Origin of the sequence: uncultured Jannaschia sp. (assembly GCF_947503795.1) — a bacterium.
GTDB lineage: Bacteria > Pseudomonadota > Alphaproteobacteria > Rhodobacterales > Rhodobacteraceae > Jannaschia.
On record NZ_CANNEZ010000001.1, the window covers coordinates 888,959 to 902,155 of the forward strand.

16 protein-coding genes and 1 tRNA gene are annotated in these 13,197 nt (G+C 57.6%); 11 read left to right on the plus strand and 6 right to left on the minus strand.

Annotated features, from left to right (window positions below; translation table 11 throughout):
• Positions 1-12: 12 nt before the first annotated feature.
• The 6 genes from Q0833_RS04805 to Q0833_RS04830 all read left to right on the plus strand — a co-directional run bounded on the left by Q0833_RS04805 (position 13) and on the right by Q0833_RS04830 (position 3,029).
• Positions 13-459 (plus strand): low molecular weight phosphatase family protein, encoded by a 447-nt coding sequence (locus tag Q0833_RS04805; RefSeq protein ID WP_298430796.1) that lies wholly within the window; start codon positions 13-15, stop codon positions 457-459.
• A 93-nt stretch (positions 460-552) separates the two neighbouring features.
• On the plus strand, positions 553-771 hold the full coding sequence (gene infA / locus Q0833_RS04810; RefSeq protein ID WP_007205486.1) for a translation initiation factor IF-1: 219 nt from the start codon (positions 553-555) through the stop codon (positions 769-771).
• A gap of 82 nt (positions 772-853) precedes the next feature.
• The gene (locus Q0833_RS04815; RefSeq protein WP_298430798.1) at positions 854-1,450 is read left to right on the plus strand and encodes a nucleoside triphosphate pyrophosphatase; all 597 of its coding nucleotides are present in this window, start codon (positions 854-856) and stop codon (positions 1,448-1,450) included.
• Complete coding sequence (locus Q0833_RS04820) at positions 1,447-2,454, plus strand: ribonuclease E/G (protein WP_298430800.1); 1,008 nt, start codon at positions 1,447-1,449, stop codon at positions 2,452-2,454. The genes Q0833_RS04815 and Q0833_RS04820 overlap by 4 nt, the downstream gene beginning before the upstream one ends.
• Before the next feature lie 10 nt (positions 2,455-2,464).
• Positions 2,465-2,662 carry a DNA gyrase inhibitor YacG gene (locus Q0833_RS04825; RefSeq protein ID WP_298430802.1) on the plus strand — a complete coding sequence of 66 codons (198 nt, stop codon included), beginning with the start codon at positions 2,465-2,467 and terminating at the stop codon, positions 2,660-2,662.
• A gap of 292 nt (positions 2,663-2,954) precedes the next feature.
• A tRNA-Phe gene (locus Q0833_RS04830) sits at positions 2,955-3,029 on the plus strand.
• A 31-nt stretch (positions 3,030-3,060) separates the two neighbouring features.
• Here the strand turns inward: Q0833_RS04830 and Q0833_RS04835 are convergent.
• The 3 genes from Q0833_RS04835 to Q0833_RS04845 are packed head-to-tail and all read right to left on the minus strand — an operon-like array spanning position 3,061 to position 4,646.
• A complete protein-coding gene (locus tag Q0833_RS04835; RefSeq protein ID WP_298430804.1) occupies positions 3,061-4,173 on the minus strand; it encodes a tyrosine-type recombinase/integrase in 1,113 nt (370 codons plus the stop codon).
• Positions 4,173-4,409, minus strand: a complete 237-nt coding sequence (locus Q0833_RS04840; protein ID WP_081893890.1) for a hypothetical protein — start codon at positions 4,407-4,409, stop codon at positions 4,173-4,175. The genes Q0833_RS04835 and Q0833_RS04840 overlap by 1 nt, the downstream gene beginning before the upstream one ends.
• Positions 4,410-4,424: 15 nt before the next feature.
• Positions 4,425-4,646, minus strand: coding sequence for a hypothetical protein (locus Q0833_RS04845; RefSeq protein WP_068355370.1), 222 nt, complete (start codon positions 4,644-4,646; stop codon positions 4,425-4,427).
• 142 nt (positions 4,647-4,788) lie between these two features.
• Here Q0833_RS04845 and Q0833_RS04850 point away from each other — a divergent pair, with 142 nt between their 5' ends.
• The 5 genes from Q0833_RS04850 (at position 4,789) to Q0833_RS04870 (ending at position 9,833) form a co-directional block, all read left to right on the plus strand.
• Positions 4,789-5,190 (plus strand): helix-turn-helix transcriptional regulator, encoded by a 402-nt coding sequence (locus tag Q0833_RS04850; RefSeq protein WP_298434974.1) that lies wholly within the window; start codon positions 4,789-4,791, stop codon positions 5,188-5,190.
• Between the two features lie 40 nt (positions 5,191-5,230).
• On the plus strand, positions 5,231-5,491 hold the full coding sequence (locus tag Q0833_RS04855; RefSeq protein ID WP_298430813.1) for a hypothetical protein: 261 nt from the start codon (positions 5,231-5,233) through the stop codon (positions 5,489-5,491).
• A 110-nt stretch (positions 5,492-5,601) separates the two neighbouring features.
• On the plus strand, positions 5,602-6,399 hold the full coding sequence (locus Q0833_RS04860; protein WP_298430815.1) for a hypothetical protein: 798 nt from the start codon (positions 5,602-5,604) through the stop codon (positions 6,397-6,399).
• Positions 6,400-6,412: 13 nt separating this feature from the next.
• Positions 6,413-7,195, plus strand: coding sequence for a hypothetical protein (locus Q0833_RS04865; protein ID WP_298430817.1), 783 nt, complete (start codon positions 6,413-6,415; stop codon positions 7,193-7,195).
• 13 nt (positions 7,196-7,208) lie between these two features.
• Entirely contained in the window at positions 7,209-9,833 is a 2,625-nt protein-coding gene (locus Q0833_RS04870) for a hypothetical protein (protein ID WP_298430819.1), read from the plus strand.
• A gap of 1 nt (position 9,834) precedes the next feature.
• Here Q0833_RS04870 and Q0833_RS04875 read toward each other — a convergent pair whose 3' ends face one another.
• The 3 genes from Q0833_RS04875 to mobC form a co-directional block, all read right to left on the minus strand.
• The gene (locus Q0833_RS04875) at positions 9,835-11,100 is read right to left on the minus strand and encodes a hypothetical protein (RefSeq protein ID WP_298430821.1); all 1,266 of its coding nucleotides are present in this window, start codon (positions 11,098-11,100) and stop codon (positions 9,835-9,837) included.
• A 106-nt stretch (positions 11,101-11,206) separates the two neighbouring features.
• Entirely contained in the window at positions 11,207-12,760 is a 1,554-nt protein-coding gene (locus Q0833_RS04880) for a relaxase/mobilization nuclease domain-containing protein (RefSeq protein ID WP_298430823.1), read from the minus strand.
• Positions 12,754-13,182, minus strand: a complete 429-nt coding sequence (gene mobC / locus Q0833_RS04885; RefSeq protein WP_298430825.1) for a plasmid mobilization relaxosome protein MobC — start codon at positions 13,180-13,182, stop codon at positions 12,754-12,756. The genes Q0833_RS04880 and mobC overlap by 7 nt, the downstream gene beginning before the upstream one ends.
• Between the last annotated feature and the right edge of the window lie 15 nt (positions 13,183-13,197).

Here is a 13,197-nt window from a genome sequence, read left to right on the forward strand (position 1 = left end):
GGGGGCGCGCGCGTGAGCCTGCCGCAATCGGTTCTCTTCTGCTGCGACCACAATGCCGTCCGCTCGCCCATGGCCGAGGGGCTGATGAAGAAGATGCACGGGCATGATATCTACGTGCAGTCGGCGGGCGTGAAGAACGACCTCGAGATCGACGGATTCACCATCTCGGTCTGCGAGGAGATCGGGGTCGAGTTGTCGCGCCACCGGACGCGCAGCTTCGACGAGATGCGCGAATGGGGCGACGACCTCGAGGGGTTCGACCTGATCGTGGCGCTGTCGCCCGCGTCGCAGCGCATGGCCCAGGAGCTGGCGCGCCACGCGCATATCGAGGTCGAGTACTGGCCGATCATGGACCCGACCGGTCTGGGCGAGGGGCGCGAGGCGAAACTTGCCAGCTACCGCCAGACCCGCGACCAGATCATGGATCGCCTGCAGGGACGCTTCGGCGGCGCAGTATGAGGCAACGGTTCTTTCTGTCTTGAACATTCGGGCCGTTGCGCCCATCTAGCGGCATCGCGCCGCACGCTCGCGGCGACAGTCTCAGGAGAGAGCATGGCCAAGGAAGAACTTCTTGAATTCCCCGGCGTCGTGAAGGAACTCCTGCCGAACGCGACATTCCGGGTCGAACTCGAGAACGGCCATGAAATCATCGCGCATACGGCAGGCAAGATGCGGAAGAACCGCATCCGGGTTCTGGCCGGCGACAAGGTGCAGGTCGAGATGACGCCCTACGACCTGACCAAGGGCCGCATCAACTATCGCTTCAAGTAGCGACGGCGCCGCCGCGGCGCAGGTGGTCGGTTCCGCCGGCTGCGTCGCGGCGATCGCTGCAGATGGGGTGGAGGATTTTGAAATGAAATCAGCCCCGTCCAGGCCGAAGCTCATCCTCGGATCCGGCTCGCCCCGGCGGGCGGAGCTTCTGGCCGTGCTCGGGGTCGTCGCCGATGATGTGCGCGCCCCGGACGTCGACGAGACACCCCGGAAGGGCGAGGTGCCGCGCGTCTATTGCGAGCGGATCACAGCCGCCAAGATCGCCGCCGTGCCCGTCGATCCCGACGATGTCGTGCTGTGCGCCGATACCACGGTCGCGGTGGGCCGGCGCATCTTGGGCAAGCCCGGTGACGAGGCCGAAGCGCGCGCGTTTCTCGACCTCCTCTCGGGACGCCGACACAAGGTCGTGACGGCGCTGGCCGTGCGGCGGGGCGGGCGGACATGGTTGCGGACAAACGTGACCTCGGTGCGCCTGAAGCGCCTCGCGGCGCATGAGATCGACGGCTACATCGCCACCGGTGACTGGCGTGGCAAGGCGGGCGGCTATGCCATCCAGGGCCCGGCCGCGGCGTTCGTCGCCTGGATCGAGGGCAGCCATTCGGGCGTCATGGGCCTGCCGGTCCACGAGACGGCGAACCTGCTGGCCGCGGCCGGCTACGACATATGGGGGCCGCGATGATCGGCACGCAGATCCATCTTGGAACGCATGAGGGGCGCGGGGCGGCGGGCCTGATGGAAGACGGCCGCCTGATCGACGTGCTGATCGACGCCGATGACGATATCCCCGTGCCGGGCACCGTGTTCCGCGCCATCTGCGACCGACCGGTCAAGGGGCAGGGCGGCATGATCCTGAAGCTCGGGGGCGGCCTGACGGGCTGGCATCGCAACGCCAAGGGTCTGGCTCCGGGGCAGGCGCTTCTGGTGCAGGTCACGGGCCATGCCGAGCCGGGCAAGGCGGTGCCTGTAACGGATCGCGTGCTCTTCAAGTCGCGGCTCTGTATCGTGACGCCGGGTGCACCGGGCCTCAACGTCGCGCGCTCGCTCACCGATGACGAGGAGCGGGATCGCCTGCTTGAAATCGCCCATGACGTGCTCACCGAGGATCGCGGCGAGACGGGCGTGATCCTGCGGACGGCCGCCGAAGGAGCAGATGCCGAGGCGCTGGCCGAGGATCTCGCCACGACCTGGGCTGCGGCGATGACCGTCCTCGGCGACGAGGGCACAGGTGCCGAGCGCCTGCTCGACGGGCCAGATGCACAGACCCTGGCGTGGCGCGACTGGCCCGATGCGCCGGTCACCGACGACTGGGGACCTGTCGCCGATGCGCTCGACGCGCTGCGCACCCCGGAGGTGCGGATCGGCGCCGTGACGCTCTGGATCGAGCCGACGCGCGCGCTTACGGCGGTGGATGTGAACACGCCGGATGGCGGCGCGGGCGGGTTGCGCGCCAATCTCGCCGCGGCCAAGGAGTTGCCGCGCCAGTTGCGGTTGCGCGGGATCGGCGGGCAGGTGGTGGTGGACCTCGCGCCGACCTCCAAGAAGGACCGCAAGGCAGTCGAGAGCGCATTTCGCCATGCCTTCCGCGCCGACAGCGTCGAGACCTCTTTCATCGGCTGGACACCGCTCGGCCACGTGGAACTGACCCGGCGGCGCGAACGCCGTCCCCTGACGGACCTGCTCTGAGGAGGCACCCATGGCCTGCCCGATCTGCGAAAAACCGACGACACCCGCCTACCGGCCCTTCTGCTCGAAGCGCTGCGCCGACGTGGATCTCGGCCGCTGGCTGAACGGCAGCTACGCCGTCCCGTCCACTGACCCCGACGATGCCGAGGCGGCGTCCGATGCCATCGACGCCGAAGCGGCCCAAGCGGCGCGAGACCGCACCCACTAGGCCCGGCGCCGAGCCGAGCTGGGCGTCATCACCGGTTGAGGTGCGAAGACGCCGGCGCGCGCAGTCTCGGTTCCGCCCAATGGCACCGCCGAGGCGGCGTTCCGACCGACGCGAGGACGTCCAACCAACGCCATTCCGCATCCTTCGATCATCGTCCCGGCCCACCCGCGTCGTCCCCGACCCGTCGCGTGGGCGCCGGACGCTCGGACAGGAGCAAAACGGCCCTTGCCACCCAAATCGCCCTGCCCTAGACGGTGCCCACCCCGCGCCGGGAAACCCGCGCGAACCCGGTGCCTGGGTAGCTCAGGGGTAGAGCAGTGGATTGAAAATCCTCGTGTCGGTGGTTCGATTCCGCCCCCGGGCACCACTTAACAAGCTGATATAATTGCGATTTCTGCTCATGTCTGATCCTCTTTTTGGTCGGGTTTGACGCTTTTATGCGAAGGTTTGACACTTTCGGCCCGCCTTCGGTTCTCTTCTTCCAATGTCGCCATGGTCTCGCGGTTCTTGTCGGCAAGGTTCGCAGACCGCGAATAGTGCCGCGCCATGGACGGTGTCTTCTGTCCCAGAAGGTCCGCGATGCGGCGTTCATCGAGGCCTGCTTCGCGCAAAGTCGTGGCGACCGTGTGCCTCAAGCCCTTGAGGGTCAGGCCTTTTTCAATAAGGCCTTCATTCTCAAGGGCGGTTTTGAAGCGGTGCCAAACGGTCGAAAAGCCGTTATAAGTCCACGCCTCACCGCGCGAATTGGAAAGCACGGTCTCGGCGTCGTGGTTAGGCATGCGGTCAAGCGCGGCCTGAAGGGTCGGGCTGACCGGAATCGCAACCTCTTCGCCTGTCTTGCCGCGCACGCCCCAAATTGTCCCGTCATCGACCTGATCATTCCGTAATCGCAGGGCGTCGGACGGGTCGAGGCCGGTGTTCATCATCAGGGCAAGGGCCACGCGCACATGTGGCTTCGCCTTGCCCAAGACGGTGTCTCGCTCCTCGATGGTCCAAGGACGGTTGGCATATGCACGGTCGCGCGGGCGGCGCTTGGGAATGACGTCTTTGGCGAAGTTGGCGGAGATAAGACCCTTCGGTATATTGTAGCGAAACACCTCACTCAGAAGCGTGCGGACCATGTTCGCCCGCCGCCAGCCGATCTTCTTCGCCGCCTTGTCGTGAATACCTGCGATCAGCGGCGTGTCGATCACGTGGATCGGCGTATAGCGGATCGGTTCAAGGAAATCGGCACATTTGCGATAGTCGCGCCGGGTCGCCTCAGCCAGGTTCTGATAGTGCTCAGTCTCGAAATAGGACTGGATCAGCCCGCCAAGCGTTCCGGTCTTTGGGGCTTTCGCTCGCTGCGCCTCGGCGATGGCGCGGATCGTTTCGCACTCAGCGAAGAACTCGGCGGAACCAATAGGAGCGTTGCTCAGGTCAACCTTGTGGCCAGTCTCGCGATGATAGCATCGCTGCTTGCCGTGCCGGTCCTTGAATATCTTGAACCCTTTGACACGCACCTGTGTCATCAAAGACGGTCCAGAATGGTGTCGCGGGTATCGGTCACAGCCCCAGACTTCACATCATCGATCCATAGATCGAGGTCGCGGCGATCCCAAAGCAGCGTGCCTTGCTTCAACTCAACGGGGCGCACGGGACAAGCCGCCTTGAAGTGCTTCACCGGCAACCCGGCATAACTCGCGGCCTCAGACTGCTTCAGCATGCGCTTGTCGATCACGCTGATATTGAGATTGGTCGTCGCCATCGCCAGACACCCCCGTCAATTCGCCACCGAGCCCTCGGCCCTTTTGACCTTGGTCGCGTTCTTCTGGAATCGCTCCCAACCGCTCATGGTCAGCATTTTGGTTTTCGATGAAATCTCCACGAACTCCAGTTTGCCGGTGTTCATGAGCGCGCGAATTTGCGCAGGGCTGAGCCCAACGATCTCGCTGAGCTGTTTAGGTGAAAGCAGGCGTTCTTGTTCCAAAATGACCTCCTTCATTGGGTTTGCTCGGAATCGGTTGTTTTGGCGAGGCTGGCGTGGTCAGATAAGAAACAACCGTCACTGTGCTATTTTTTGCATATTTGTTTAAAATGGCACATCCGTCAATAGGAAGCCGCATTTGAGGCAAAATCCCACCGATTTGCTTGTTGGCATAGGGGCCAGACTTGCAATCACGCGCAATGAAATCGGACTGTCCCAGTCGGACATGGCCAAGGAAATCGGCGTCTCGCTGCGAGCCTATCATAGCTATGAGAAGGGCGAGCGGGGGCTGCCGATTGAGGCCCTGGTCATGCTCGATGAGAAATTTGGGGCCGATGTGACCTGGGTTCTTCTGGGTACGAAGGCTGCGCGCGTGCAGCACGATATCGACGCGCTGGAGGAGTTTGAAACCTCGCTTGATCGCTTCCTGACTGACCAAGGCATTAGGATCAAAAGCGAGAAGCGCGGTGCTATTGTGGCGCGGTGGTATCGGTCTCTAATCGATGGGCCGGAAATCAAGATGGAAGACGTTCACACCTGGATCGAGTTGTTGAGGGAGTAGTGCCTTGATTGAGCAAAATACGAGTTGGACAAGGCTCCGCTTGGCGGTGCTGGACCGCGTCTATGGGGCAGCTATTGCTCCGATAAACAGCCTTTATCATGCCCACATCGCGGTATGTCTGTTCTATCTGGCAGGGCTCTTCGTGCTCTTCAATGGAGTGGGGCGCGGCCCTATTGGCATTCTCGAAGCTGGCTTGATCGTTTCAGTCGCTGTTGCCGCAGTCTTGGTGCCTATGCTAACCGGGGCAACGATTACGCTACAATTTGTCGAGCGCAAACTCAGAAAGCTTTCTAGTGGTTAGGATCACTATCAGATTTCCATCTCGAAAAGTTCTCGTTAACTTGCGAGCCACAACCAGAGGTGTAAATCTGCCGTAAACCGGAGAAATTTGAACAGTTGAGTAAATTTTGAATGGCTATTGAGGACATCGAAACGCCCTTTCTTGACCTGACAGTACGGCAACGGCTTGTTGACGACGACAATCTAGAAGATGCGAAAACCGAAGAAGCACTGACACACTGCCAAGTGGGCGCTGAAGATGAGGTAGAAGCGGCGTTCAATGAATTTGCTGCTGGCAATCGCCTAGTGGGTATTCAGGCTGTCGAGCTCGATGCTGGCGAGTGGGTCGGCCATATTAAGCGGATAGACGCGGTCACACGCTACTTATCAGGCGCACTAAATGATCTCCCGGGGTCGCCTAGAGACTTTTCCCCAGCTCAAGTTGAAGCCCGGATACGGGCTTTGGCGTTGCCGGGTAGCCCTCTAAGCAAGAAAGAGGCGTTGCTGTGGTTCGAGGAGGAAGTATTCGACCAGCTGCCCAACTACACCGTAGCGGGCCGCCCGACATGGTTGTTTGAAGCCGATGGTGGTGACGCTAGGTCGCTACTGGCGTCAACAGAGTGTTCAACACTTCCATGCCGCTTGGGGTTGCCTGAACCTCTTCTGTGGGGTGACCCGCCTGTCTACCCCAGAGGGTTAGAGTTCGTGGGGTTCGCTTTCTCGGGAGATAATTTCGACGGTGGTAGACGACCGACCGCACTCGATGGAGATTATGACTCTGTCAGGAAGATTTGGATTATTGGCGGGCGGACACAGCCACTTCCTCATGGTCCGGACGACATGAAGGCGCTTAACGGCTTGGGCGAGGTCGTTTCGGAGCCGCCTCTACTTTCCAATGCAGTCAACAACGTTTATGTGTTTTTAAACTAGTGAGGGGACGTAAATGAGCCTTCTTCAAGCCTTTCAGGAAACGATCGCCGGTAAGGAGGATCGTTCCGGTATCACTGCAGTCGATGTGTACACGTCAGCGGCCTTGGAGAACGGCGACCACTCTCAACAGGATAAATTTGTTGAGATGCAAGAGGTTATTGACACCAATCTGGCTGACGCTGAACGCAAGTGGTTCCTGTTGACTGGCGTGATCGCCAAGTGGAGGCTAGTATCTGAAGCGCTGTCTGAACGTATCCGCGTTAAGGTGTCAGATGATGCCGCTCCTTTGCCAGCTGTCGCGCAGTACCACGCGCTGCGCGCCATGGGCGTAGCAGCCGGTGGCTTACTGCCAGCGGATGTGCTGAATGAGCATGCGTTACGACAGTCCCACCCAAAACTTTGGGCGGAGCTGTTCTTGAGTGCATACCAAAATGGAAATCCTGCTCAAATCACCAAGCAGATGGTCAAATTACTCGCAGGCGACAACCCATTGATGCCTTGGAAGAGCCTTCGTGCGTTATTCCCTGAAATGCGATTGGCTTACGGCTCGCCAGCTGAGTTTCGTAAGCAGGTTCAAATAATAGCGTACGAACTCGCTGATCTTACTGCTAGAAAAGGAATTCTTGAGGCTGCAGACAAAAGAGTTGGTGGAGGAATTTCGGACAGAGTTGTAGAGATGCCGAGAAGAGCCGGCGGCAGAAAGAAGTTCGAGATTCCGAGCTCGCCAATTAGGACAGACAAGAACTATAGCCAAATATATGTCGTTCCCGATGGGCAACTCGCTGTAGCGATGTGATGGGTAATAATTAATGGAACAATACGCCGCCAAACGACCAATTTCAGACAAAGACTTTCTGATTGAGCGGCCGTTCGGTGATATCTCGAGAAGCCTTTTTGAAGAATGGTTTGATGCCGCGACTCTTTTTGTTGATGCAAAGGAGATGTACTCCGACGAGGAGAGTTTTGTTTCTGCAGTAAACGAGTGTTTTTCCAGCCTCGCAAAACATTCTACTCGATATGATGACCACATATCTGGTGGGCGACCAGGAGTCTACGAAACTGCGCGTGTGGCCGGCTCTACCAAAGGAAAATCAAGAAAAACGCGGGCGTTTCTCTTGTTGGAGCAGATGTTTCAGGGATTTTCGTTCAATCAACATCCACTTTTGGAAAAAGCCGACATCACCAAAGAGCAGATGCGAATTCCGTCGCCTCTGCTCTTCATCCGCCGGTTGCTTACTTCGGAAGACTATCTGGCCAGTGAAGCATACGCGCATGCAGTTGTTAGGGCGGAAATATTTGCGGCAACTGCGCGCAGCTTTCCTCCGAACGAGAAGCAAAACCTCTACAAGTACATTGCCGACCAAATAAACTACAAGTCCGTTGGTGATACGCTCAAGACCATGACCTCTTACGCCGAAAAGAGGGAATCTACCAACATAACCAAGCCGATACAGTTCATAGTCGGGCACTATCTAGCTTCATTGGGCCTAGCTAAGTTAAGCCTGTCGAGAAATCCTCAAACAAGCGGCCCAAGTCGTAATGAATACAGACTGTTTTCAGTCCACGAATTTCTGAACCGCAAGTCGCTGGATATACTCCCGAATAAGTCCTCTGATCGCCGTGACGACTACGGCTATGAGATCAAGCTGACTGTGTCTCCAAGTGAACTGCCGTCGATACCACAGATCTTAAATGATCTGGAGGGTATTCCTTTCCCAGTTCCTGGCGCAAAGACCGTTTTTGCTGGTGGCATTCGGATGACCGAGCATGGTGGTGCAGTGGTCAGAATAAGTGGCAAAAGCGGCAGTGGAAAGACAAGCCTCGCGCTCGCAGCCTGCGTGGGGCTGGCGCCGCTCGGCACTGAAACATTCTATTTGTCTTGCGAAGAAGAAAGGGATGATCTCCTCGACCGAATTTCCACGGTCACACCAGCTTTTGTAAGCACCAATCGGGTTTTTTCAGCAAAATCAGTGCACGGAGCAGCAGGCAGTGCCTCGACCACTGTTGCATCAGAAGACCAGTACGAAGACGCGTGGTTTCACACTTATCACCTGGATAGTAACGACGCCCGTAGCAATTTCGAAGATGCTTTGTCTTTTGTTGACCAGATCATGGAGAAATACGACGCAGAGCCGGGTGATCAACCGCGCTACCGAGCACCGGGAACTGTGCCTTATGTTGTCGTTCTAGATGGGGTTCACGAACTTGTAGATCGTGATGCGTATGAGCTGATCCTGAAAGACACCCCTGAGGATGATGAAGCTGGTTACGGTCCTATTTCGGAGCTACATCGGTTGATTGAGAAATATCGGAAGCTCAACGTTCTGGTCATATTGGTCTCCGCTGATTTTGACACACCTGTTTTCAGTTCGCTGGATTACCTCGTTGATGTGGTTGTCGAACTCGGCAATAATCAGGATGTAGATGCTCCTCACAAACCTTTGCGTACTGCTAGCCTAACAAAGACGCGCCGCCAGTTTTCCAATACAGGCACGCACAAGTTTCATATCTCGAAAAGGGATGGCGTCCGCTTCTACCCGAATCTTGAAGCGACGGTTGAACAGTTCAAGTCCAGAAATTGGCAACAGCCGGATGATAACTTTGTTTTCGATTTTCTGCTTGGGCAAGAGCCTTCCTTGAAGATTTTCAATAAATCTCATACGGTTATAGCGGGAAAAGGAAGTGGCGGTAAGGCAGGCTTTGCACTCCGGCTTCTCACGTCACCGCTCACCCCGAGAAAGGAAAGAACTCCCAGTTTTTCGGAAGCAAACGGCGTGGGCCTTGTTGGCTTGGCCCGGCGTTGCCTGATCATATCCTTTCTCTATCCAGAGTCCTACTACTCCGGGTTGGTCAAGAAGATCAAACAGTCGAAGTTTTCCGATAACTCAACTGACTATCCAAACCCAGAGTTCGATTTCTCTACTCTTACTTTCTACCCTGGCTACGTGTCCCCAGAAGTGCTCCTCACCAAGGTTGCGGATGAATTACGCTCGGCAGAATTACAAGGTTACCCGTTTGACAGCATTCTTCTCGACGGTCTGCACAATGTGTTCCTACAGTTTCCACTACTGGAAAAAAGCACTCTGATTTGGCCGATGCTTTCTGAAATGTTTAGGCGCTTGGGGGTAAACGTAGTTACAACCCACTCACACTTTGATGTGTTAGGGATGGGAAATTCTCCCCTCTTAGCGGCGGACGTAATGTCGGTTGCGCATAGATCAACTCCTCTGCTTCAAGCGCTGATCAACTCTGCAGACTATTATCTCGATGTCTCGTCTGCTTATAACAATGAAATAGTTAGAAGCCGGTCTGACAGGGATAATCTCTACGAAGTCAGGGTAGCAACAGCATTCGGTCAAGCAGTGCCCCGAAGTGGTGTGGCATTTTGGGATAGAGAGGCTATGCAAATCAAAGACTTAGGCAAGCTCATCTGACTTAGGCCAGCACTAGGACTGCTTCCCCTAGCCTGGGGGAACCGCCTTGTTGAGGTGATGTCCGTAGCTTTCTGCTTATCTCGTTCTTTACGACCGTATAACCCAGTCCTTTCGCGATTTCAGCTAAGATGCGTCCTGTTTCAATTTGCACGCCCGCATACTGACTATTCCCCACAACGACCCACACTCGTCCATTCCGCTTCTTGGATTTCGCAAGTTTTTCCAGAAGGTTAGACATCTCGAAGAAGTATGTTTCGATCATTCGAGGTATTCGTTTGTCCCACAGTAGATCTTCTTGAAGTCGCAACTGCGCTACTGTTTCGGTGAGAAGCCGAGGTTGATCCACCAAGCGCGAAAAGGTTTTCGAAACTTGAACGTGTGAAGTGAGAGTCTGTTTTCTCAGATCAACGTTTTGGTTTCGGTTGTTGAGGTAGCCGAGCATCCAAAGCTCAACATTGTAAACATCTGTATAGTCAAAGGAGTTTGGGTAAGGTGGCGAAAAAATACTGACGTCGAATTCTGGAAAGCAAAGGCCTTCATCGCGGACATCCTGCAGTTCTATTCTGGCCGGAGTCGCTGACTTGGAGTTGAAGCTCTCAATATCGAGAAAGCAACGCTCGGCTCGCACCTGAAGAGTGTCGAGAAGATCGTATTTTGTCTTGGGTCGTTGCTGCCAATTTCTTCGGTAGCGCCTTCCCTTACCGTTGATCACCACGTTTGAGTTTTCTATCAGTGAGCTTCCAAGAATAACCTCAAAGAGTCGCTTTACCGTAGGGTCTTTGATACGCGAAATCGCGTCTCGAAATTGAAACACTTGGTGAGCAACATCTGCGTTGAAGAGCCATTTGCCGTTCTTTCCAGGTTCGACGAACGTTTCGGGGAGCCATGCCCCGCTGTTGCGGTCGAATGAGTTCTCCTGGTCTCGGGTCGATTCAATCACAGATCGGAACGAAGACCGAAGTTCATCGATATCATAGCATTCGGTCTTCGCGCGACCGAGATCCGCCAAGAAGGGGTTCACCTCAAATGAAGTGCTTGGAACACCGAGAAACTGTGCTGTTAGCGCTGTGGTTCCAGAGCCGGAGAATGGATCAATACATGTCTCTACTTTCGCCGGATGATCGACAATCGCCTGTCTAACAATTTCCGGTGAGAATGCCTCTTTGAAGCGATACCAACTGGAAAACGGCAATTCTTGTGATAGGTGGTTTGTCCCCAGAAATACTGGAGTGCTTTCCCCTATCCATTTGTCGAAAAGTGCCGTCATTGGTTTTTGCTCGATTGATCATGTGCGACTGTCTCACTGACGTCGCAGTACCTTATGGCACGCAGTGCTTCTTTCGCCAATAACGCGCAACCATACTTCTGGGATTTCAATGCCTCAATCCCCGTTCCGCTTGGGCCTCCTGGCTGTCTAGCTGTCCCTCAATCTCTCGGCGGCGGCTTTCGCTAAAGTCAAGCTCTGCTGCAAGTTCTCGTCCAGCGTTTTGTAGCTCGCCTCGTCGTTCAGCAATCCGTTCAAGGCCTTCATGGACGCGGTGTGCGAACGAATGAGCAAGGCCACGCAGTCTTTCAAGCCAGCCAGTTCCCTCTCGATCTTGCCGGTCGAGCGTGTTTCCAAGGCGGTCAAACCCTTCGCGGAGGCCTCTGAGGCCTTCACCAACCGCTCGACGCAGGCGAGCAAGTCGCGTTCCAAGGCTGTCAGTTGGCTCATCTAGTCCTCCTCGATCCGAATGCAGGTGACGTGCCGCTCGTCCATCGTGCAGGTCCTGAGCCGCGTCTTCGATGGGTCGAGGATCAGCCATGTCCCCTCGGGCCGCTCGATCCGCGTCAGGCCCAGCTCGGTCAGTTCCGAGCGCGTCAGATGTACCATCCAGAAAAAGCTCCCGGCCATCATCAAGGCGATCCCTGTCAGCACCATCCCCGCGATCAGCCAGGGCGAGATCGTCAGCCAAAGTCGGATCGAGCTCAGCCGCGTCTCGAACAGGCTCGCTGTCTCGGTCTGAAACCGGCGCGTATCGCTCGCGATGGTATGCTGCGCGGCGCCCACAATGTTCTTCAAATCGATCCTGAAGCTCTTGAGCTGGGACGGGATCGAGGCGACGTGTTCCTGCCTGATCTCGTCGAGCTCCGCGTTCAGCTTCTCGCTCAGTCGGACCCTGTTGCCAGTCTTCACGGAAAATCTCTCCTTTCAGCCGCCAGCGCTCGCCAGTGTCGGGATCGCGGGCGGTGATGTAGGCCTTGCCGGTCCGTGGCAGGTCGAAGCCTGCGTCGGTGAGGGCGTCGATCATGGATGCGCGGTCGCTGATCAGGCCGAGGTCGATCTGGTCCTGTATCCAGGCGTGCAACTCGTCCCGGTCCTGCGCGCGGGTCGGGGCTTCGACCGCGTCACGAACCTCCTGCGCGCGCTCCACATCCATCGGATCGGCCCAGCCGTGGCGCTGGTTCATCACGTCCCGCAGGCTGTCATAGGCGTCCTGATATCCGGGCGGCGCAATGTTGAGGCTTTTGCCAGCCGTCAACTCCAGGCGCGGGGTGCAGAAGTGAAGCTCGACCCGGCCTTCGTGGCGATGGCGGACCCAGAGCACCTCATATTGCTCAGGGTCCAGCCCCGCGAAGGCCAGCCGCTCGAACTGGTCCATGACCTTGGCCTGCTGGTCCTCGGTCGGGTCGTCGCTGTCGACAAAGCTGATCACGCCCGCGCGGTAGGTCCACTGGTGGCGGCTGGCGTCGATCAGGGCCTCGGTGCGCTCCGGGTTGCCACGCAGAACCTCGGGCAGTGGATCGCGGGTGACAGTCAATGGCTGACCGTCCGCATCGCGGATCAGGTCGCGGTTGCTGTCATAGGCCAGCACGCGCTCGGCCACGAGGTAGCCAACCGGCCCTGCGCCCGCGCCTTTGCCGTTGGGGAAGAACTTGATCAGCACCGCCGCGCCTCATTGAGAAGCGCGGCGAGCCGGCGTTCGATCACCACAAGGCGACGCGCCACGGTCAGCGTGTCGAGGTCGTTGCGCCCGACCTTCATGGCGCGGTTCAGCAAGCGGGCTATCTGGTTGAGGTTGCCGCCGATGCGCCCGACGGCCAGCACCAACGCGGGGTCGACGCGCGGCACGGGCTTGCGGCGGCGTGCTTCGGTCAGGCCAAGCGCCTCACGCAGAAGGGTCGAAGCGGGCAGTCCAGCGGCCTCGGCCTTGGCGCGCAGCTGGGCCTTCTCGGACTCGGTGCAGCGGAAGACGAAGGTCTCGGTGAGCGGCTCTTTGGCGGGGGCTTTGCCCGCGCCGGTGGGGTTCGAAGGGGAGGCGTGCCGCCCCTCGCAAGGTCCCGTGTCAGCAGCGCCAGCGTATGACATGGGTCGCCTTGCTGT

What these genes read in the sequence shown, in the direction of transcription:
- Q0833_RS04870 (WP_298430819.1), top strand. Translation starts at nt 7,209, where the DNA reads ATGGAACAATACGCCGCCAAACGACCAATTTCAGACAAAGACTTTCTG.
- infA (WP_007205486.1), top strand. Translation starts at nt 553, where the DNA reads ATGGCCAAGGAAGAACTTCTTGAATTCCCCGGCGTCGTGAAGGAACTC.
- Q0833_RS04860 (WP_298430815.1), top strand. Translation starts at nt 5,602, where the DNA reads ATGGCTATTGAGGACATCGAAACGCCCTTTCTTGACCTGACAGTACGG.
- Q0833_RS04835 (WP_298430804.1), bottom strand. Translation starts at nt 4,173, where the DNA reads ATGACACAGGTGCGTGTCAAAGGGTTCAAGATATTCAAGGACCGGCAC.
- Q0833_RS04845 (WP_068355370.1), bottom strand. Translation starts at nt 4,646, where the DNA reads ATGAAGGAGGTCATTTTGGAACAAGAACGCCTGCTTTCACCTAAACAG.
- Q0833_RS04875 (WP_298430821.1), bottom strand. Translation starts at nt 11,100, where the DNA reads ATGACGGCACTTTTCGACAAATGGATAGGGGAAAGCACTCCAGTATTT.
- Q0833_RS04825 (WP_298430802.1), top strand. Translation starts at nt 2,465, where the DNA reads ATGGCCTGCCCGATCTGCGAAAAACCGACGACACCCGCCTACCGGCCC.
- Q0833_RS04820 (WP_298430800.1), top strand. Translation starts at nt 1,447, where the DNA reads ATGATCGGCACGCAGATCCATCTTGGAACGCATGAGGGGCGCGGGGCG.
- Q0833_RS04815 (WP_298430798.1), top strand. Translation starts at nt 854, where the DNA reads ATGAAATCAGCCCCGTCCAGGCCGAAGCTCATCCTCGGATCCGGCTCG.
- mobC (WP_298430825.1), bottom strand. Translation starts at nt 13,182, where the DNA reads ATGTCATACGCTGGCGCTGCTGACACGGGACCTTGCGAGGGGCGGCAC.
- Q0833_RS04840 (WP_081893890.1), bottom strand. Translation starts at nt 4,409, where the DNA reads ATGGCGACGACCAATCTCAATATCAGCGTGATCGACAAGCGCATGCTG.
- Q0833_RS04865 (WP_298430817.1), top strand. Translation starts at nt 6,413, where the DNA reads ATGAGCCTTCTTCAAGCCTTTCAGGAAACGATCGCCGGTAAGGAGGAT.